Raw genomic sequence first — 20431 nt, 5'->3', positions numbered from 1 at the left:
GGCCGCACGGTTGATTCGTGACCGGGAAAGGTCGGCCGGCCACCGGGAAGACCCCCACCGGCGACCCCGATGATGTCTCCGGGCGGGGGCATCCCGTAATCTCGGCTCCGCCGCCCCCCGTTCCCCTGGAGAAGCACTGATGACCGGTTCGGCACCCGACCTGGCTGTGGATGGAGCCGAGGTCACCGACGAGCAAACCGCCTCCGAGGCGGAAGCCTCCCCGCAGAAGCGACGCCTCGCGGATCTCGAGCAGGAAGGCGAGATCGCCGCGGACTACATCGAGGGTCTGCTGGACATCGTCGACATGGACGGCGACCTCGACCTGGACGTCGAGAGCGGCCGGGCAGTGGTGGCCGTGGTCGGTGACGGGCTGGACAAGCTGATCGGGACGGGCGGGGAGACACTCGAGGCGTTGCAGGAACTCACCCGGCTCGCCGTCCTGCAGCGGACCGGTAGCCGTAGCCGCCTGATGCTCGACGTCGGCGGTCACCGGGCCAGGCGCCGGATCGAACTGCGCAAGATCGCCACCAAGGTGGCAGCGCAGGCGCTGGAGCAGGGCAAACCGGAGACGCTAGCGCCGATGACGCCCTTCGAGCGCAAGGTCGTCCACGACGTCATCGCCGAGATCGATGGTGTGCACAGCGAGTCCGAGGGTGAGGAACCGAGCAGGCGGGTCGTCATCCTGCTTGACTGACGCCGCCGTGCGGCTGCGCCCCGCCCGGCGGGCGACGGCGCTGGCCGCGGTCGGCGTCGCGGCGGTCATCGTCGGCGTGCTCGGCCTGCTACAGGCCTACCTGAGCAGGCCGTTCTGGTACGACGAGATCTGGCGGGCCCATGTGGTCAGCGAGCCGGCCAGGTCGCTGTGGGCCGAGCTCGCGGTCGCGAACACCCCGTCAGCGCTGGGCTGGTTCGGACTCACCCGGCTGTCCGGGGACGTCTTTGGCTGGCACAGCTGGGCACTGCGCCTGCCCGGCTTCGTCGCCGTCCCACTGTTGGGCGCCGTGATCGTGATCGTGGCCCGTCGTTTCACCGGTGTCACCGCCGCGGTGGCGGCGGCCTGCTGGGTCTGTCTGAACTCGACCTTTCTCGATCTCGCGACCCAGCTCAAGCCGTACGCCCTGGAGACGCTGGCAGCCACTGCCATCCTCGCGCTGTGGATGGTCGACTCGCCGTCGGATCATGCGGGTGAGCGCGCCAGCCGGACGTATCGTCCGTCGCCGGGGTCGCCGGGGCTGGACAAGGGTCGGTTTGTGCGGCGGGCGGCGGCAGGTGTGCTCGCCCTGTTCGCCGTGCCGGGAATCTTTCTGATCGTGCCGCTGGCGGCGGTCGATCTGTGGCGGGGCCCGCGGCGACGATGGCGGCTGCTCGAGTGCTCGCCCGCGCTGGTGCTCGCCGGTCTGCACACAGTCGTGTTCGTCGCCCACCAGTCCAGCCAGCGCAACGGCGTCTACTGGGACCGACAGTTCCTGGCCGGCCGCGGACCACTCGACGCGATCCGCTTCGTCGCAGACCAGCTCCGCCTCACTCTGACCGGCTCCCCGCCGGGCATTGACCGCTTCGATCCGAGCCTCGTCCACGGCGCGCTGCCCCTGGGCTCCCTCAGCCCGTGGGTGGCGCTACTGCTTGGCCTGGTCATCGCCGGCACCGGCGCCATCGGCGGGTGGACCCTCGCCGGCCGTCCGGACGGACGGCTCCTGCTCGCGGCCCTCGCCGGCACCGAACTGATGATGTTGGCGGCGAGTGCCGGCCGTTACTGGCCCTTCGGCCCTACACGGACCAACGCGTTCGTCGTCCCCATGCTGATCGTTGTGGTTCTGGTGGGTGCCGAGCGGGTGTTGCGATGGCTCGTACTGTTCCTAAGGCAGCAAAGCCCTGGCAAGGCCCCTCAGATCGATGCTGAGGGGTCATCTGCTGTGGACCCTATCCCGACCCCCGGGTCAATCGTAATCTCGCGATCACTATCTGAGTTTTCGCCGCTTTTGCACGCTCCGGATGGCTCGGCGCGCCCCTTGGCGCCAAGCGCCGCGGCCCGGCCCGGCGCACCTGCGGGAGGTCGCGCGCTGATCGCCGTCGCCCTTGTCGCCGTCGCCTTGGTCGGGCTGGTCAGCTCCGGCGGGCTCCTCGCCGGGAACTCTCTTGCCGGCAGCCGGCTGCTGTGGGACCACCGCGACCGGATGCGCGGCCTGGATCTCATGGTCGACGCGGCGATCGCCACCCGCCGGGTCGCCGGCCCCGATGACGTGGTGGCCGTCGGTGGGCGCCTCGCCCGCCCCGGCTGGCTGTACGCGATGGAGGCCAGCGCCGACGGTTCGCGCGACCCGTCGGCGCTACCGCCCCGGATCTCCCGAGTCGAAACAATCTTCTTCGGGGGATCGACGCCTCCTCTGACCGCCCAGATCGCCGGCAGGGCGAGCCAGCCACGGCACCTGATCGTCTTCGTCTTCGACATCGAGCAGCGCGACCTGTCCGGCCAACTGGCCGCGCTGACCCGCGCCGGCTGGTGCACCGACCGGAGCTGGGCCTTCCACCTCACCGGCACCCTGACCCGCTACGACCGCTGCGCCCAGGACGTCGTTTCGGTCGCTGCCCAGGATGCGCGGCCCTCCCAGCACTGACCCGAGACGGACTCGCCGCCCGCGCCGGATCGCCGCGGTGGTCACGGTGCACGGCCTTGCGGCTCCGGCTTCGCTGGGCGACCGAATCGATCCTCAACCACGGCGGTTGTCGAAGGTCCAGACCCGTCGAGGATGCTGGTCGGGTGCATGGTTCATCGACTTCGTCTTCGGTACCTGTCGTGGTTGCCACCGCAGGCCACCGTCCGTTCGGACTCCCGCCGGGTTTCATCCACCGGCCCACGGCCTGTGGTGACGGACCTCTGGTGCAGGCCATCGGCCTGGTCGGGCGTACCCAGGCAGGTGTGCGATGAGCGACGCGGACCGAACATCCGGGTCATCCAGCCCTCAGTCACCGCCGTCGGAGACACCTCAGTTGCCCGTTCCGCCGGTCGCGGGGGAGATCTTCGGCGAACGTCTCGCGCAGGCGATCCGTTACACCGAGCTTCTCGCGACCGCCGGGGTGGAACGTGGACTGATCGGACCTCGGGAGACCGACCGGCTCTGGCAGCGTCACGTCCTCAACTGTGCAGTGATCGCTGAGGCGGTTCCGGCGGATGCCGACGTCGTCGACGTGGGCAGCGGGGCCGGTCTACCAGGCATTCCGCTCGCGCTGGCCCGATCCGACGTGCGGGTTGAGCTGCTCGAGCCGATGGAACGACGCTGCCTTTTTCTGCAGGAGGTGATCGCCGCACTCGACCTGGAAAGTCAGGTTTCGGTCCGCCGGGGCCGCGCGCCGGATGCCGGAATCGGCCCGGACGGTCGTAGATTCGGGGTGGTCGTCGCGCGCGCGGTCGCCCCGCTCGAGCGCTTGGGTGCAATCCTCCTGCCGATGCTGCAACCGGATGGTGTCATGCTGGCGATGCGCGGTTCGAGGATCCTGGCAGAGTTGCAGGACGCGCGCGGCAGTCTCGGAACCCAGGGTTGGCATCCAGTCGATGTCGTGGTGTGCGGGGAGGGCCGGGTGGACGAACCCAGCCGAGTCCTCCGTGCCGTGCGAGCGGCCGAGCTTGCCCGGGCCGAGAGCAAGAAAGGGCGCGGCGACGGTGAGCGACACGATGGCAGACAGGTCAGACGAACGGCGCGGGATTCGCGGCGATCACGAGAGGCCGGTCGCGACCGGCCGACACGTGGGCAGTCTCGTTCCACGTGAAACAGCGTTGATCGGTCGGGACGGATCGATGGGCGGGAGTGCTCGGAGCCACGGGTCTGCGCTCTCCTCGCTGGATCCCCTGGACCGGTCGACCCCGATCGGAGCGGCGGCGGCAGCAGCAGTGGAAGCCTTGGCGGCAGAACGACGACAACCATTCCCGCGACCCACCCGGCGGCGCATCATCTCGGTCGCCAACCAGAAGGGTGGCGTGGGGAAGACGACGAGCACGGTGAATCTCGCTGCGGCGCTCGCGTCGCATGGAGTACGGGTCCTCGTGATCGACCTCGACCCGCAGGGCAACGCGTCGACGGCGCTCGGCATCGAGCACCATTCCGGAGTGCCCTCGATCTACGAGGTGCTACTGGGCGACCGCCCGTTGGATGAGGTCATCGTCCCCTCGGCGGAGGCCCCGGAGCTGTACTGCGCCCCGGCGACGATCGACCTCGCGGGCGCGGAGATCGAGCTGGTGTCGCTGGTAGCCCGGGAGAACCGGCTGCGCCGCGCCATCGCGGGACTGCAACGGGAGATCGACTACGTCTTCATTGACTGCCCGCCGTCTCTCGGGCTGCTGACGGTCAACGCGCTGGTTGCCGCCCGGGAGATCCTCATCCCTATTCAGTGCGAGTACTACGCGCTGGAGGGCCTGGGCATGCTGCTGCGCAACGTGGAACTCGTCCAGGCACACCTGAACCAGGACCTGCGCCTGTCGACGATTCTGCTCACCATGTACGACTCACGCACCAGGCTGGCCGATCAGGTGGTCCAGGAGGTCAAGGAGCATTTCGGTGACCGGGTACTGAGCACGACCATCCCCCGAAACGTCCGGCTGGCTGAGGCCCCGAGCTATGGCCAGTCCGCGCTGACCTACGATCCGACGTCGCGTGGTTCGCTGTCCTACCTGGCAGCTGCCCGGGAGCTGGCGGAGCGAGGGGTACAGCCGACCGAGGTGCCGAGGTGAGCGCCCGCCGCAGCGGACTCGGCCGCGGACTCGGCGCGCTGATTCCGGTGGCGCCGCAGTCGGAGGAGGGACGGCTGGGTAGCGAGGATTATCTCGACTACTCCTCCGGCGGTTACGGCGGGCGGGATGATTCGGGCCGGCCAACTGACGGCGGCACTGGCCCCTTGCCGGTGCACGGAGCCACTTTCCGAGAGTTGTCCGTCGATGCCATCGATCCGAACCCACGTCAACCGCGGACGAACTTCGACGAGCAGGCGTTGGAGGAACTGGCCGCGAGCCTGCGCGAAGTAGGCCTGCTGCAGCCGATCGTGGTGCGGCCGACGTCTGGGGAGCGCTTCGAGCTTGTCATGGGTGAACGGCGTCTGCGGGCATCTCAGCTTGCCGAACTCACCGTGATACCTGCCATCGTGCGGGACACGACCGATGATGCGATGTTGCGCGATGCCCTCCTGGAGAACCTGCACCGGCAGCAGCTCAACCCTTTGGAGGAGGCAGCTGCCTACGAGCAGCTGCTCCAGGACTTTGGGGCGACCCACGAGGAGCTCGCGACCCGGATGGGCCGCTCCCGGTCGCATGTCACGAACACCATCCGGCTGCTGGGCCTGTCCCCCGCAGTGCAACGACGCGTGGCCGCAGGGGTGTTGTCCGCCGGGCATGCGCGGGCACTGCTGTCATTGCGGGATTCCGAGGCCCAGGATCGTCTGGCCACCCGCATCGTGGAGGAAGGTCTGTCGGTCCGGTCGGTAGAGGAGATCGTTGCGTTGGGCGAGGACACGCCCCGCAAACGAGCGCCGAGTGGGCCTCGGGCGGCCTCGCCTGTGCTCGCCCGGTTCGCTGATCGGCTTTCTGATCGGTTCGAGACCCGAGTGAAGGTCGATATGGGCCGGTCCAAGGGAAAGATCACCGTCGAGTTCGGTTCGATCGAGGACCTCGAGCGCATCGTGGCCGTGATGTCCCCTGGAGCCGACGACCTTTCTCGTCCCTAGCGGCGGGCCGGCCGCAGCATCCGCGGTGGATGGTGCGGCCGGCATGCGGAGTCGGTCAGGCTGGATGTCCCGCCTGACTCACCTTGCGTAGCACGCCCTCGGGAGTCATCGAGCCGAGCAGGCGCTCCAAGGCGACCTCCACGTCCTCACGCCAGCTGACGGCATTCTTGATCTCGAGGCGCAGTCGGGGCCACCGGTGGTGTGGCCGGACCGTCTTGAATCCCACGGACAGCAGGTAGTCGGCCGGAACCACACATCGGGCCCCCGAGTTCTGGCCGTCACCGAATGCCTCCACGGCCTTGAACCCTCGGCGTTGGATGTCCTTCGCGACTGCCTGCGTGAGGATGCGGCCGAGGCCCTGGCCCTGGAACTCCTCCAGGATGAGCGCGGTCATGAGGAGTACGGCATCCGGCGAGACCGGACTGGTCGGGAAGGCCGCAGATCTGGGAACGTACGCCGGCGGCGCGAACATGACGAAGCCGGCTGGCACTTCCTCGATATAAGCGATCTTTCCGACACTGCCCCACTCGAGAAGCGCCGACGAGACCCATGCCTCCTTCTCGATCTCCGAGGTGCCAGCCTCCTCGGCACGGCTACGGGCAACCGGGTCGAGTTCCCAGAACACGCATCGACGGCAGGGCAGCGGCAAGTCGTCGATGTTGTCCAAGGTGATGTTCGCGATGCGACGGCTCATCGAAAAGGCTCTCCAGTGGTCGGCCTCGGGACCACCGCCCCGGTCTTGATGGGCGGCAGCGTACGGGACTCAGCCTAGGCGGACCGGCCGTGATCCCGGGCCGGCCGCCGGGGGAGTTTCACGTGAAACCACTCTCCCCCGCCGCGGCCGAGTTCGCCGGGAACGCCGCCGACGTGCGTCGATCGGCGCTGGTCCTTGGGGGGTATCAGCGCCGGGACAGCAGATACGGCGATGTGAGTTCGGGCGTCGAGAGTCAGGGCGGCGCGAGGTCCGCTGTGAGCCCGAATGGCGCGGGGGAACCGGAACGTGGCCGGCCGAACGTGGCCGACTGGAGCGGCCTGAGCGGCGCGGGACCGGGCGGGGCGTGGACGTCTGGGACGAGGTGGGCGTACGGGCGCGATTGTCGTTCAGGCCCGGCCGGCGACGCGGGGGACGTGGAGCTGACCAGTGGGCGCGTCGAGTTCGGGCGGAAGGAACAGGCGCTGCGTCGCGGCCAGGACTGCCTCGGCTACCGCGGCGCGGAACTGTGCGCTCCCGAGCGCCTGGGCGTCATGTTCGTTGGTGAGATAGCCGAGGTCCAGCCGGACGGCGGGCATGCGGGTCCGGCGGAGCAGATCCCAGGCCTTGGGGTGAGTTCGGCAGTCCAGCATGTCGGTGCGCGAAACGATCTCACGCTGAACGAGCTGCGCGAAGCGCTCACCGACTGCCGACGATCCGCGGGTCGTCCCGTAGTAGTAGGCCGAGATGCCCTGGGCCTGCGGTGAGTCGCTGCTGTCGGCGTGCAGGGAGATCAGCAGGTCGGCCTCGAGGGAATTGGCACGGACCGCGCGTTCCTGTTCGGTCAGGGATTCATCCGGACCGTGGATGAGGACTGACTCCAGGCCGGAGTCGGTGAGCCTGATCGAAAGCCGGTCGGCCAGGTCGGCCATGAGGTCACGCTCGTACAGCCCGTTGCTGACAATGCCGGTGTCGCCGCCGCCGTGGCCGGGATCCAGGGCGATGACGACACCGAGCAGGGACGAACCACGGGCGAGCAGGCGCACGGACTCCCGTAGGACATCCGGACGGCCGCCGGTCACCGTGCGACGTAGGCGGGTCAGCTCGCCCAGGGTCTGCGGGCCGCACCGGCCGTCGGGCTGAAGGCCCCGGTTGCGCTGGAAGTCGCGCACCGCGCCTTCGGTGCGTGGGCCAAAGATTCCGTCGGTGCGTCCGACATCGAATCCCATGTTGGACAGGCGCTCCTGGAGCGCCGCCACATCGTCACCGACAAACGGGTGCGCGGCGCTGTGGTAGAGCAGCCGGTCGCCGAGGTTGCGCCGGGCTTCCTCCAGCGCGCGGGTGCTGTCCGGACCGAGGATGCCGTCGACGGACAGACCACGGCTCTGCTGGAAGGCACGTAGCGCCCGGTCGAGGGTCCGATCGAAGTGGTCGGGCGGGGTGCCGGGTGGAGCTGTCGTCGTCGGCGGGGTCGGCTGGCCCGGGGACGGGTCCACGGGTACCGCAGACGCCACCGAGCCGGACGGCACCGCGTCAGCTGGCTGGACCGTGTCGGTCGATGAGTCCGTGTCGGTCGATGAGCCTGGGTCGGTCGATGAGCCTGGGTCGGCAGCGCCGGGGAGAACGCCGGTCACCACCGGTCCACCGGTCTGTCGGGGTGTCGCCGGCAGGAATCCGAGGTGTGTCAAGGTCGCTCGAACCTCGGCGATGATCGGAGCCTGGTCTCCCAGCCGCAGCAGCTTCACGTCCATGAACCCTTCAGCTAGGCCGCCTCACCGTGCATGTGGATGAGACCGCAGCTCGCAACCACCGCATCGATGGACCGATCTCCCCACCCACGAATGCCGGATCTGCTGGATCTCAAGCCTAGGCCATGACCATGCGGTCCTGACCTGCCAGGAAGGGGAACCTCCGACACTGACCGGTGCGGGCGGGGTGTCGGAGAGGCGGTGAAGGTGCCGTCCATGTCGGTGAACGCCGACGGCCCGCCGGTGGTGAGGCACGGCGGGCCGTCGATGAAGCTCGACGCGCGCGGGAGAGCCCCTGCTCGGGGGCGCTGGTCCCGCGGCGCGCCGGTGGGTCAGATGTACTCGGAGAGATCGCGCAGCAGCGCGGCCTTCGGCTTCGCGCCGACGATGCTCTTGTCGACCTCGCCCTTCACGAAGACGGCCATGGTCGGGATGGACATGATCTGGTAGTTCCGCGCGGTCTGCGGGTTCTCGTCGATGTTGAGCTTGACGATGCGCAGCTTGTCGCCGTGCTCCTTGGCGATCTCCTCGAGGACCGGGGCGACCATCTTGCACGGACCGCACCACTCGGCCCAGAAGTCCACCAGAACCGGGAGTTCGCTCTTGAGAACCTCGCTCGCGAAGGTGTTGTCAGTGACGACAACGGTACTGCCTGCCATTATTGATCTCCCTGCTGATTCTGGTGAACGTGGTGGTGGTGTGGCTCGCGTGGTGCTGGGTGCGATGGTGGGGCAGAACGCGGGTCAGGGTGGGGCGGCGGGAAGTGGGACGGGCCTGTCAGGCCGGCTGTGACTGCGGGGCTCGGGGTGCCGCCGCGCTGGGGACCTCGGCCACCGCGGAAGCGGTCGCGGCGCTTTCGGTCGGACCCTCGCTGGCGGCGACGAAGCGCTCGGCGTCGAGGGCGGCCGAGCAGCCGGTCCCGGCCGCGGTGATCGCCTGCCGGTAGGTGTGGTCGACGACGTCGCCGCAGGCGAACACGCCATCCACGTTGGTGTGGGTGGTGGGGTGGGCGACCTGGACATAGCCGTCGTCGTCCAGGTCAAGCTGCCCACGCACGAGTTCTGTGCGCGGATCGTGACCAATAGCGACGAACAGGCCGGTCAGGGGAAGCTCGTCGGTCTCGCCGGTGACGGTGTCACGCAGGCGGACGCCGGTGAGCTTGTCGGCGCCGAGCAGGTCGGTGACCTCGGAGTTCCACTGGAAGCGGATCTTGTCGTTGGCGAACGCGCGCTCCTGCATGATGGCGCTGGCCCGCAGCTTGTCCCGCCGATGGATCACCGTCACCGAGCGGGCGAAGCGGGTCAGGAAGGTCGCCTCCTCCATCGCCGAGTCGCCGCCGCCGACGACCGCGATGTCCTGGTCGCGGAAGAAGAAGCCGTCGCAGGTCGCGCAGGCCGACACGCCGCGGCCGAGCAGGCGGTCCTCGTCCGGCACGCCGAGCTTGCGGTAGGCCGATCCGGTGGCGACGATGACCGTCCTGGCCCGGAAGACCTGGTCCTCCACCTTGACGATCTTCGGGGTGGCGGCGAGGTCAACCTCGGTGACGTCGTCCGGCACGAGCTCCGCGCCGAACCGCTCGGCCTGCTTGCGCAGGCTTTCCATCAGCTCGGGGCCCTGGATGCCCTCCGGGAAACCCGGGAAGTTCTCCACCTCGGTGGTGTTCATCAGCGCACCGCCAGCGGTGATGGCGCCCTCGAACACGAGCGGCCGCAGGTTGGCTCGGGCCGTGTAGATCGCGGCCGTGTACCCTGCCGGCCCCGACCCGACGATGATGACGTCGCGCACGTCGTCGGCGGACGCCTCTCCGCCTTGGCTGCCGACGTTCTGGACCTGCTGCTGGCCTGTCACACCCGCTCCTCTCACACTGCGTGATCCCGGTAGGCCCGGGGCGAACCACCAGTTCCCGTCGAGGCCGACCGGCCACGGTCGTCTCTCGGGAACTGGTCGGTGGCCTGGTCCGGCGAGACCGCGTCCCACAGCGACAACGGACTTGCACGGCATCTGATTCCATCGTCCACCCGCGGGTGGCGCACGCGCCGCGCAGGCCTGTGATCGACACCACGCTATTCGCGCTTGGCGATCACACTGTAAAGCGGCGCTGTCGACGAACGGGTCATTCCGCAGCTGGCATCGACGACGAGCAGCCGTCCCAGCGAAGGCTGGCTCGGGACCGACAGCACGATCAGCAGGGCGGCCTGGCCGTCGTAGCGGACCAGATCGATCCCGAGGATGGACCCGCCCGTCTGGGCCAGCAGGCTCTGGTAGCAGGTGCGTAGATCGGGGGTGTCCAGCAGTGCGCGCAGCCGACCGGCGGCGGTGGTGGCCAGCACCCGCACACCAGTGGCGTTGACTCCGGGCGCACCGCTGGTGGGCCCGGAACGGAGAACTCCCAACGGCGGGTCGGCGACCCCGGCGCGCGCGGCCTGGGCGGCCTGGGCGGCGGAGCCGATGGTCGGCACCCTGGTCAGCCCCATGGCGAGGGCCATCGAACCGGTGATGCCGCCATCGAGCAGAGCTTCGCCGTGAGGCACGATGGTGGTGGGCAGCACGGCCACGCGGCTGTTGGCCACCATCGTCATCGGTGGTGGCGCCGCGTCGGCGCCTGGCTCCTGCGCGGCCCGGGCCTCGGGAAGCGTCGAGGCGGTGCCGCCGCGTAGATCGCGCAGAGCAAACAGAGCTGCGCCGAAGGTGACGAAGGCGACGCAGACCGCCGCGATGGAGATCCAGTCACGTCGGCCGGAGGCCGGGTCGCACAACAGGCCCGCCCGCCGGCCAGGGCCTCGTTGGCCGGCCGGCCGGCGCGGCGCACATTTCGGCGGTGTTCGGGTCCGCACCGGGCGGGCGGTGTGGTGGGGTGCCCCGGCCGGGGTGGATGGCTCCGCCGGATCCAGGGGGCGGGCGGGAGCCGGCCCAGAGGTGCCTGAGGCGGGATCGGGCGTGTCCAACGGCGGTGCCGGCATCGGGACCTGTGCGGCGTGGCGTTCGCTCGCCGGGTCGGAGGCCGGCGGCCAGGACCGCGCGTCGGTCGGCGCCGACGGCTCCGGCACGGGTGGCACCGAGGTGTGCAGACGATGGGCGAGGGTGGCCTGAATCCGCTCGGCGACATCCCCGGGCATCGTCAGCCCCGCGAGCTGGGACAGTTCGGCCCGGACCCGACGCAGCGCGGCCACCGACTCGCGGCAGGCTGGGCAGGCGTCGATGTGTTCGCGGGCCGAACGGGCAACCGGCTCGCCGCCGGCGAACGCGTCGAGCAGCTCCACATCCGGATGCCGGTCGGTGCCGCGACCGCGGCGGGCCAGCGGACGACCCAGGGAGAACGCCGTCCGGTCCGGCTCGGCCCGGGGCCGGTCGTCCTGTGAATCCGTCACCACCAACGATCACCTCCTCCGGCCGCGGACCCCTCCGCGCCATGCTGCCCCTTCCTTCCAGACGGTGGACGACGCTCCCGGGTTCCCCGGTCCGTCCGGTCGTCCCATGTTCGGCGCGGCTCGAAGCCGCCCATCCGGGCAGCGCACAGGACATGGGACGGCGCGGCGAAGGGCCAGCCGCCGGGCGGCGAACGGCCAGGCGGCAGGCGGGAAACGGTCAGGCGGTGGCCGGGAGAACAGGACTACCAGCGAGCCGGGAACAGGAGCCGGGGCAGGCGGCTAGGAGTGGAAGGCGATCTCCGCGATCGAGCCTCGGTACCCGCCGTCAGCGGCGGGAAGGGCGGTCAGCCAGAGCACCCAGTACCGGGCCGGCTTGAGGTCGGAGGGCATCGGCAGCTGCACCATGCCACTGGTATCGGAGGCGGAGGCGGAGTGCGACACGACGGTCTGGTAGCCCTCGATCGAGTCGGACTGGGCCGACGCGCTGCGCAGCTCGAACGACACCGGGCCCTCCGGGCCGACCTGCACCGTCACATTGCTCGGTGTGATCGCCTGGCCGAAGTCGAAGCGCAGGCCCACCCCGGGCTTGAGCCCACCGAACTGCGCGGACACGTAGCTCTCGGTGTGCCAGACGGTCGCCTTGTCGCCGTCGGTGGCGTTCCTCACCTCGCCCGGCTTCTCGGTCTTGTCGCGTCCCTGGGAGTTCGGATCGAACGAGTCGACGACCGCCGGCCTGATCAGATCGCCGGTCGGGGCGAGCTGGCCTGGCGCGGTCGAGGTGGGGGAGACCTGGCCACCCTTGCCGTTGTCACCGTTGAGTGCGACCACTGCCACCACGGCGATCACGATCAGGATGACGACGAGCGCGATCCAGGGGAGCAGCCGGGTCAGCGACGAGCCTGACCGGCCGGGACCCCGGGTGGAGTGACCCCCACGGTCACGCCCCGGGCCGGAGCCCTGGCGGTCGCTGGGCGGGTAGCCGCCCCGCCCGGGCGGATAGCCCTGCTCGTTGTAGCCGCCGCGGGTGTCGAACCCGCCGCGGGAGCCGTCCTGGTAGCCGCCGCGGTCGTCGTAGCGGCCGCCGCGGTCGTCGTAGCGCCCACCCCGGCGGTCCTGGCCGGGCCCCGGGTAGTCGGTGGTGTCGGAGTAGCGGTTCTGCGACGGGTAGTTCGCCGACTGGTAGCCGGTGGAGTCGTAGGAGTCGACATCCATCGCCTCGGTGTTGGGCGGGGCGTCGCCGAGGCTCATCAGGCCGGTGTCGAGCACGGCGTCGACCGGGTTGATCGACTCCAGCTCCTCGACCAGCTCCGCCGCGGTGGTGATCGGCTCGCCGGCCCGGTCGTCCCCCAGTGCCGCCATGGTGATGGCGTCCAGATCGCGGGGAACGGTGTGGGTGAGCTGGCGGGGGGTGCGCAGCCGGCCGCCGGACAGCGGCGCCCCCGGCAGACTCGGGTCGTTGCCCAGCGGCCAGTGGCCGGTCAGCCCCGCGTACAGCAGACCACCCAGGGCACGCAGGTCGGACGCCGCGGCCTCGGCGGGTCCGTCCGGGCCGAGGGCGCCCGACACCTGCGTGGCCTCCGGATCGGATGCCTCGCCAGCCTCGGGGGCCGCCGCGTGATCGCCGTTGGACGAGGGCCGCCCGGCCCGTTCGAGCTGGGCGAGCACTCCCCCGATCTCCAGATCGATGATCTTGACGGTGCCGTGGCTGGAGACGATGACGTCGCCGGGGTTGAGGTCGCCGTGGTGGATGCCGCGTTCGTGGGCGGCGGCGATCACCCGGGCGGCGGCGAGCACCACGGCGCCGGCCTGCTCCGGGCGCAGCGGACCCTGCGCGGTCAGCTGCCGCAGCGTCCGCCCGTCCACCCATTCGGAGACGACGTAGGAGATGCGCCGGGACCCGGAGGTCGTCGTGGTGGCGTCGTAGGTGGACGCCGCCCCCGGATGCACCAGCCGACCGGAGTTGATGGCCGCGGCGAGCAGCCGGCGGGCGGCCTGCTCGTGATCGGCACCGGGGGGCGCGTCACCCGGGGCGAGCTGGTCGTGTTCGACGATGCGCACCGCGACCGGCCGGGTGAGCACGTTGTCGTCCCCCCGCCACAGGGTGACCGGGCCGCGGGTGGTGAGCGCGGACATCAGCCGGTAGCGGCGGTCCAGGACGGTCTCGGCGAGCACCGCGGTGCCCGCCGGTGTGCTGGCCCCGAGCGGGCCGGAGATGCTGGTGGCCAGGCCGTCGTCGACGTCCCCGACCTGAGGTCGGTTGCTTCCGTCGACCACAGCGCCTCCGTCGTCCACGGGCCCGACGAGGACACTTCCGGTGTCGGGCTTCCCTACCTCACCCGGGCAGGGTTCCGCCCAGAGTGCCGCAACCATGGGCAAAGCGCCCGCAGCTTCTCGCCGCGCGGCACACCTCGCGGCGCCACCGACGCTACCGGCGGGACACTGCGCCTGGTTCACCGGCGACGTTGGGCGGGGCCCGCGCACAGCGTGTCCAGTGTACGAGGATGGCCGGAGGATCTCGCGCATGTCTTGGGACAACTCGCCCTTGTGTACCGGGCGTGACGGGTGGGACCGATCAGGTCCGATCCGCCCGGCCACACCCGTTCGGCCCGATGGTGCCAGTACCGAGCGGCACCGGTGTCATCGGGGAGTGCTCCCGCCGCGTCGCCGCTGCTGGCCACCGGCGGGCTGACCGCTGGACTGACCGGCGGACTGACCGGCGGACTGACCGCCGGAGCGACCGCCGGAGCGGCGCGGTCGCAGGCGTGAACGGACGACCGCCAGCAGGGCGTTGACCTCGTGGATGTTCATCCGCACGGCGGCGGCGAGGAACAGCGCGCCACCGAGCGTGCAGGCGACGACCACGGCGAGGCCCGAGGGCGCCCAGCCGTCGCCGATGACACCGCGGATGCCCCGGGCCACCAGCGACGCGAGTACCGCCCCGAGCCCGGCGGCGACCGCCACCTGCGTGATCACCCGGGCGGTGCGGTTGCCGTCGATCCCACCGAGACGCCTGCGCAGCAGGGTCGTCGCCGCCGCGAGGCCGACCAGGTAGGCGGTCGCGAAGGCCAGGGCGAGGGCGGGTGCGCGGTGCTTCTCGGGCACCGCCACCGTGAGAATCAGGGCGCCGAGCACGTTCACCGCGACCACGCCCATGTTGACCAGCGCCGGGGTCCGGCTGTCCTGGTAGGCGTAGAAGGCCCGCAGCTGCACCTGGAACAGCGAGAACGGCACCAGGGCCAGGGCGAACGCGCTCAGCGTGTCGCCGATGGCGATCGCGTCGCCGTAGCTCACCGCGCCGTGGTGGAACACCGTCACCGCGATCGGCCGTCCCAGGGCCAGCAGGAACAGCGCCGCCGGGACGATCGCCGTGGCCGCGACCCGGGTCGCGGTGGAGATGTCGGCGCGGACCAGATCCCGGCGGTCCTGCGCGGCATGCCCGCTCATCCGGGGCAGCAGCGCCGTGATCACCGAAACGCCGATGATCGCGTAGGGGAGCTGGAAGATCTGGTAGCCGTAGGTGTAGATCGTGTACGCGGTCGACGCCGTCGACAGGTTGACGATCACCAGATAGCCGGCCTGGCTGACCACGACGAACAGCAGCGTCCACGCGGCGAGCCGGGCCGCCGAACGCAGCTCCGGATGCCGCAGGTCCAGGCGCGGCCGATACCGGAAACCGACCTTGCGCAGCGCGGGGAGCAGCGCGAGGGTCATCGCGACCACGCCGAGTGTGGTGCCGCCGGCGAGCACGGTGATCTGGGTGTCGGTGATCTGCTTCGGACCGTTCACCCCGGGTGGGCGCGGACCGGACACGAAGTAGATGAACGTCACGCAGGTCGCGATGACCAGCACGTTGTTCAGAATCGGCGCGAACATGGGCGCGGCGAACGAACGCCGGACGTTGAGGATCGCCCCGATGGTCGCCCCGATCCCGTAGAACACGATCTGGGGCAGGAACCAGCGCAGCAGGTCGGTGGCCAGCGCCTGCTCGGCCGGGTTCGCGTCCAGGTAGGCGTCGGTGATCCAGGGCGCCGCCACCATGCCGATCAGGGTCGCGACCCCAAGCCCGAGGATCATGAGGGTGAGCAGCGAGGACGCGAACGAGTCCCCGCCGTCCGGGTCCTCCTTCGCCGCGCGCACCATCACCGGGACGACGACGCTGGTCAGGATCCCACCCAGGAGCAGGTCGTACAGGATGTTCGGGGTGGTGTTGGCGACGTTGTAGGCGTCGCCGACCGGGCCGGTACCGATCGCGGCGGCGATGGCGACCGTGCGCAGGAAACCCGAGGCTCTGGAGGCGATCGTGCCGATCGCCATGATCCCGCTGGCCTGGCCGAGGCTTGGCCCGGCCTTGCCCCGCTTGCTCGTCCCGCGGGCGGTGCCGGTCCGGCTCGCGGCCGCGGCCGTTCTGGACGGCTGAGGGGGAGCGGACTCGCGGGCCGACCGCGGTGACCGTCCCGCCGGCTCGTTCGGACGCCCGCGTCGGCCGCGCACGGTCGCCGAGGTCGGCGGGGCGCCGGAACGTCCCAGCAGCGCCGTCGACGCCGCGTCGGCCTCCCGCGACGGGCGCCGCCGGGGCCGGTCCCGTGGGTCGGCGCGGTCGTCGGGACGGCCCTGGTCGCGGGGAGTGGGCATGCGGACGCGGGAACCGCCGCTGACGTCGTCGACGCCGCGCCTGTCGGGCCGTTCGGGCCGGTCGCGGTCGGGCCGGCCGCGTCCCTCGACGCCGCGCCTGTCGCGTCGTTCGGGTTGTGGACGGGGGTCCTGGTGCGGCCGCCGCGGTTGTGGCTGGCCGTCCCGCGACTCCCGCCAGCCGGTCGACTGTGGGTCACTCCCCCGCCGGTCCGCCCGGTCCGCCCGGTCCGCCCGGTCCGGGCGGTTCGGCGGGATGCGTCGTACGTTGCTGCGCGGCAGCGCCACGGTGGGGCGCGACTCGCCGAGTGAGGGGCGGCGACGCTCGGCGGGAGGCCGCCGGGGGCGTCCGCCGCGGTCCGGCTGCTCGGTCGCGGGCGGGTTGGAGGCCGGTGGTGGTGGGCCGGGCGGTCCGTGTTCCGGCCGCGAGGTGCCAGGTAGCCCTGAACCCGGCCGGATCAGCCCTGTCTCCGACGGCGGCGGCACACTGGGCGGGGGGGTGCGGGGTGGGGTCGGTAGCCGCCGGGTCGTGTTGCCCGCGCCGACCCAGGGATCAGCGTCAGCACGCCCGGTGTCATCGCGCGCGCCCGACCAGTGTTCGGGTTCGACGTCGCCGCCGGGTCGGCGCGGAGGGTCGTAGCCGGGCGGCGGGGTGGGCTCCCGGTCGTACCGGCGCGTCTCGCCGGGGTCGCCGTATCCACCAGGGTCGCCGTAGCCGGTGGGATCGCCGTATCCACCGGGGTCGGCGTAGCCGGTGGGGTCGCCGTAGCGGGCGGGGTCGGCGTACCGGCCGGGCCGGTCGCCGCGATCCGACGGGTCGTGGTCGGGCGCACGGTGGCCGTCCGGGGCGGTACGGGCGTGGCCGGGGGCCGTGTTGCCCCGTCGGTGTCGGGGGCCGGACGGTGGGCCTGACCGGGTGTCCGGTCGGGGATCGTCCTCGGGGGTGGTCACGGGTCGCTCCGCTGGTGACGGGGCGGGGGAGCGGCCGATCGGTCATAGGGCTGATCGACGGGGTTCACCGGAGCCGGGCCGCCGTGGTGGGCTGGCCGAAGCTCGCGGCGGGGGTCGACGTCCCGGGCCGGCTGGGCCGGGCCGCGCGTGGGGACGTGGCCGGGTTCGGGGCCGTCCAGCTGCGTCGTGCTGTACCCATGACCCGGGTCGTACCCCGCGGGAGCGGGGTACGCGGGGGCCCACTCGTCCGTGGGGGCCGGATCGTGCCGTCCGACCGGGTGGTGCCGATCGGACGGTGGATTCTGGTCGGCGGGCCGGTACTGGTCGGCCAGCGCCGGCGAGTCGACCGGATCGTACGGGTCATGGGGCGGCAGGGAGGCGTCCGGCGTGGGGTCCGGTCGGTGGCGGCGCGCGCTGGGGCGCAGGCGGCGGGCGAAGCGCAGCAGGACGGCCAGGCCCAGCAGACCGATCGCGACGAACGTGATGCCGGTGGCGATCGCGCCGTACACGGTGGAGCGAACCAGGACCCGGGTCGGTGGCTCGGTGGACAGTCGCTGGCCGTCGAGGTTGCGTCGATCGATCTCCAGCAGGAACGTGCCCGCTCCCTCGGCGTCCACCTCGAACTCGATCTGAGCCTTCTGCCCGGGTGGCAGCACGCGGACCTGCCGCACGGGTGAACGCAGCCGCGCCCGGTTGGTCGAGGAGAACATCAGCACGACGGTCACCTCACGCTGGGTGGTGTTCTCCAGGGTGAGGGGGACGAGTCCGTGCCGGCTGGTCAGATTGACGCTGCGGGAGGCGACGACCCGAATGCCGTTGCGGATGGCGCTGACGGCACCGTCCACCTGTTGACTCAGGGACACGCCGTCCACTCTGCCCGCCCCACGCCACCACACGGAGCTCGCTGTGACGAGTGCGTTGGTCATCGGGTTGATCTCCCGCTCGGCGCAGGTGGACGTCGCCCTGGGTGGGGCGCAGAGCACGGGGCCGAGCGCCTGGGCCTGCGACCAGACGGTGCTGACCGAGTCCAGGTAGCTCGCGGGCAGTTCGGCGCTATGGGCATCCGCGGAGTAGACGAGCCGGGAGACCGGCAGGACGGCCTGGGCGGTGGGGGTGAAGGCGGGGTCGTCCAGCGTGGTCGGCGCGGTGGCGGTGCTGGTCACGGCGCCGAGGACCTGCTCGGCCCAGGTGCCGGGGGCGTTCCAGTCCCGCGGCAGGATCAGCACCTGGGGGCGCGGGGTCGGGTTCTCCGCGCAGATCATGCCGAGTTCGGCGGCGAAGCGGGCGAGCTGCGCGCCGGCGGTCGGGTCGACGGTGCTCGCGGTGTAGGCGCCGGCGAGCGCGGTGAGGGTGTGGTCGGCGCGCAGCGCGCGGACGGGGCCGGCGGAGGTCGTGACGGTGACGGCGGCGGCCGGGGTGTACCTGCGCCCGGCGACGAGGGGGAACTCCCGGTCATCGAGCAGCACGGTGCCCGCCTTCAGCTGGCCCAGCACGTCCACGGTCTGGGAGTCGGCCTGGCCGTTCACCGGGTAGGTGACGGCACCGGCCGCCTGGGGCTGCCGGGACACGAGTTCGGCCACCACGGTCTCGCCAGTCTTGACGGCGTAGTTCACGATGTCCAGCTTCCGGGCGTGGACGAGGGCGGCCAGGTCCGCGTCGCCGTAGGGCAGCGCGATCACCGAGCCGCCGGCGGCCGCGTAGTCGGCCAGCCGGCGCAGGAAGTAGCTCGCGTCGCCGTTGGTCCTCGCCGTGACGCCGGAGGTGGAGCCGGGGCTGGCGTACGCGTACCCCTGCGAACGGCTCATCAGCATGAGTTCCTGGACCAGCGTCGGATCGACGGCGAGGGTGACCGGCGGGTGGGCGGTGGCCGCGTCCAGCAGCCGGGACAGCCGGCCGGTCGGGCTCACATCGGTGGCGAGCTGGTTGTCGGTGAGCAGGCCGTCCGAGCGCAGCCGGGGGCGGTCGGCGATCGGTAGCACGACCGCGACCGGGGTGCGCACCGCGGTGGGCCGCGAACGCACGACGAAGGAGTAGGCCGCGGCGGTCACCGTTCGCGCGCCCACCAGGCTCGAGACCCTGATCTGCAGGGGGTACACCCCGATGTTCGTGGCCGCCGTGGTGCCCAGATCACCGGTGATCTGGAAGGGCACCGGGCTCGCGCCCCGCACGGGCGGGTCGGTCAGCGACTGGGCGGTCTCGCCGTTGGGCAGCCTCAGCTTCTCGTACCGGCTGTGCCCGGCGGCCGCGCGGGCGTCGCCGGCGAGGGTGGCCAACTGGCCGCGGGACTGCACCGCGGTGCTGAGGGAGATGCTCATCCACAGGTCGCTGATCGGCTCCGTGGACGACGTGGAGAGGGTGCCGGACACCGCGACGGTGGAGCCGCCGGCGACCGGTTGCGTCACCTCCGTGATGGTGACCGTGATCGGGCCGGCCGGATCGGAGGACGACGACGAGGTGATCGTCGTCGCGATCGGCACGGCCGAGGTCGATGAGCCGGATCGTCCTGTGGACGAAGGTGTGGACAGCCCCGAGATTCCTGTGGATGAATCGGTGCCGTCGGTCGGACGAGCCGGCTCGGCGGTGGCCGCCGACCCGGGCAGCAGCTCCACCAGGACGACGAGGACGAGCACGGCGAGCGCGAGCACCAGCCGGTGCCCCGCCCGACCCCGCCCGGCCCGGCTGGCGTCCGCCGTCCACCGGGCTTGGCTGGCACCCGGTGCCCGACCGTCGCCGGATGGCTCGGGACCCGGCGCGGGGGCCGTCGTGCCGCGGGTCATGCCGTCGCGGCCAGCACGATGGGCACCTCGTCCAGCAGACGGCGCTCGTCGGCGTAGGCGAGCCGGTCGGCGACCTCGATCAGGGGTACCCAGGTGACCGCGTCGACCTCGACGTCGGTGTCCGACAGCGAGCCGAACAGGCGGACCAGCAGGAAGTGGTGCACGGTCTTGTGGATGCGTGCCCCTCCGGCGACGAACCAGAAGTCGATCGTGCCGAGGCGTCCGAGGATGCGGCCGGTCAGGCCCGTCTCCTCCCCGACCTCCCGCACGGCGGCCTGTTCGGCTGTCTCACCAGCCTCGATGTGCCCTTTGGGCAGCGACCACAACATCCGCCCGGATCGGTCGAGGCGGCCGATCAACGCGGCATAGGCGTTGGCCGACCGCTGGTCGAGGATAAGGCCGCCCGCGGAGGTCTCCTCCACCCGGCGCAGCCGAGTGCGGCCGGGGGCGGAACGCGACGGCGGCATGCGTTTGATCGTACGAGGCTGGTGCCGTCGAGCCGGGGCGAGTGCCCGAGGCGTCCACCTTTCGCGTACCAGGCGCACCGCGGTGGACCCC

Annotated in this window: 14 protein-coding genes; 5 read left to right on the top strand and 9 right to left on the bottom strand. The window is 71.3% G+C overall.

The features are described from left to right. Nucleotides 1-166: 166 nt before the first annotated feature. The 5 genes from MXD61_RS01455 to MXD61_RS01435 all read left to right on the top strand — a co-directional run bounded on the left by MXD61_RS01455 (nucleotide 167) and on the right by MXD61_RS01435 (nucleotide 5709). On the top strand, nucleotides 167-694 hold the full coding sequence (locus tag MXD61_RS01455; protein WP_372511919.1) for a protein jag: 528 nt from the start codon (nucleotides 167-169) through the stop codon (nucleotides 692-694). Further along, nucleotides 687-2615 carry a hypothetical protein gene (locus MXD61_RS01450; RefSeq protein WP_248811005.1) on the top strand — a complete coding sequence of 643 codons (1929 nt, stop codon included), beginning with the start codon at nucleotides 687-689 and terminating at the stop codon, nucleotides 2613-2615. The genes MXD61_RS01455 and MXD61_RS01450 overlap by 8 nt, the downstream gene beginning before the upstream one ends. A gap of 307 nt (nucleotides 2616-2922) precedes the next feature. Then, nucleotides 2923-3765 (top strand): 16S rRNA (guanine(527)-N(7))-methyltransferase RsmG, encoded by an 843-nt coding sequence (gene rsmG, locus MXD61_RS01445; protein ID WP_248811003.1) that lies wholly within the window; start codon nucleotides 2923-2925, stop codon nucleotides 3763-3765. A 28-nt stretch (nucleotides 3766-3793) separates the two neighbouring features. Then, nucleotides 3794-4723, top strand: a complete 930-nt coding sequence (locus MXD61_RS01440; RefSeq protein ID WP_285223115.1) for a ParA family protein — start codon at nucleotides 3794-3796, stop codon at nucleotides 4721-4723. After that, nucleotides 4720-5709 carry a ParB/RepB/Spo0J family partition protein gene (locus tag MXD61_RS01435; RefSeq protein ID WP_248811001.1) on the top strand — a complete coding sequence of 330 codons (990 nt, stop codon included), beginning with the start codon at nucleotides 4720-4722 and terminating at the stop codon, nucleotides 5707-5709. The genes MXD61_RS01440 and MXD61_RS01435 overlap by 4 nt, the downstream gene beginning before the upstream one ends. Nucleotides 5710-5764: 55 nt before the next feature. Here MXD61_RS01435 and MXD61_RS01430 read toward each other — a convergent pair whose 3' ends face one another. From MXD61_RS01430 to MXD61_RS01390, 9 genes are all read right to left on the bottom strand, one after another. Next, a complete protein-coding gene (locus MXD61_RS01430; RefSeq protein WP_248810999.1) occupies nucleotides 5765-6403 on the bottom strand; it encodes a GNAT family N-acetyltransferase in 639 nt (212 codons plus the stop codon). A gap of 407 nt (nucleotides 6404-6810) precedes the next feature. Continuing rightward, on the bottom strand, nucleotides 6811-8145 hold the full coding sequence (locus tag MXD61_RS01425) for an N-acetylmuramoyl-L-alanine amidase (RefSeq protein ID WP_248810997.1): 1335 nt from the start codon (nucleotides 8143-8145) through the stop codon (nucleotides 6811-6813). A gap of 335 nt (nucleotides 8146-8480) precedes the next feature. Continuing rightward, on the bottom strand, nucleotides 8481-8807 hold the full coding sequence (trxA, locus tag MXD61_RS01420) for a thioredoxin (protein ID WP_163547971.1): 327 nt from the start codon (nucleotides 8805-8807) through the stop codon (nucleotides 8481-8483). A 118-nt stretch (nucleotides 8808-8925) separates the two neighbouring features. Continuing rightward, nucleotides 8926-9996, bottom strand: a complete 1071-nt coding sequence (gene trxB / locus MXD61_RS01415; protein ID WP_374628250.1) for a thioredoxin-disulfide reductase — start codon at nucleotides 9994-9996, stop codon at nucleotides 8926-8928. Between the two features lie 215 nt (nucleotides 9997-10211). Further along, a complete protein-coding gene (locus MXD61_RS01410; RefSeq protein ID WP_248810995.1) occupies nucleotides 10212-11519 on the bottom strand; it encodes a hypothetical protein in 1308 nt (435 codons plus the stop codon). Nucleotides 11520-11795: 276 nt separating this feature from the next. Further along, complete coding sequence (locus MXD61_RS01405; RefSeq protein WP_248810993.1) at nucleotides 11796-13790, bottom strand: protein kinase family protein; 1995 nt, start codon at nucleotides 13788-13790, stop codon at nucleotides 11796-11798. 363 nt (nucleotides 13791-14153) lie between these two features. Beyond that, complete coding sequence (gene murJ / locus MXD61_RS27445; protein ID WP_248810991.1) at nucleotides 14154-17096, bottom strand: murein biosynthesis integral membrane protein MurJ; 2943 nt, start codon at nucleotides 17094-17096, stop codon at nucleotides 14154-14156. Beyond that, entirely contained in the window at nucleotides 17093-19873 is a 2781-nt protein-coding gene (locus tag MXD61_RS01395; protein ID WP_248810989.1) for a DUF6049 family protein, read from the bottom strand. The genes murJ and MXD61_RS01395 overlap by 4 nt, the downstream gene beginning before the upstream one ends. Then, a complete protein-coding gene (locus MXD61_RS01390) occupies nucleotides 19870-20340 on the bottom strand; it encodes an NUDIX hydrolase (protein WP_248810987.1) in 471 nt (156 codons plus the stop codon). Before MXD61_RS01390 ends, MXD61_RS01395 begins: the two co-directional genes overlap by 4 nt. Nucleotides 20341-20431 lie beyond the last annotated feature (91 nt).

This window comes from Frankia sp. AgPm24 (genome assembly GCF_023243055.1).
GTDB lineage: Bacteria > Actinomycetota > Actinomycetes > Frankiales > Frankiaceae > Frankia > Frankia umida.
Note: the sequence above shows the minus strand (reverse complement) of the source record. Positions and strands in the feature narration are given on the sequence as shown.

Coding starts and splice junctions, on each gene's coding strand:
- trxA (WP_163547971.1), bottom strand. CDS start 8,807: ATGGCAGGCAGTACCGTTGTCGTCACTGACAACACCTTCGCGAGCGAG.
- MXD61_RS01430 (WP_248810999.1), bottom strand. CDS start 6,403: ATGAGCCGTCGCATCGCGAACATCACCTTGGACAACATCGACGACTTG.
- rsmG (WP_248811003.1), top strand. CDS start 2,923: ATGAGCGACGCGGACCGAACATCCGGGTCATCCAGCCCTCAGTCACCG.
- MXD61_RS01395 (WP_248810989.1), bottom strand. CDS start 19,873: ATGACCCGCGGCACGACGGCCCCCGCGCCGGGTCCCGAGCCATCCGGC.
- MXD61_RS01440 (WP_285223115.1), top strand. CDS start 3,794: ATGGGCGGGAGTGCTCGGAGCCACGGGTCTGCGCTCTCCTCGCTGGAT.
- MXD61_RS01390 (WP_248810987.1), bottom strand. CDS start 20,340: ATGCCGCCGTCGCGTTCCGCCCCCGGCCGCACTCGGCTGCGCCGGGTG.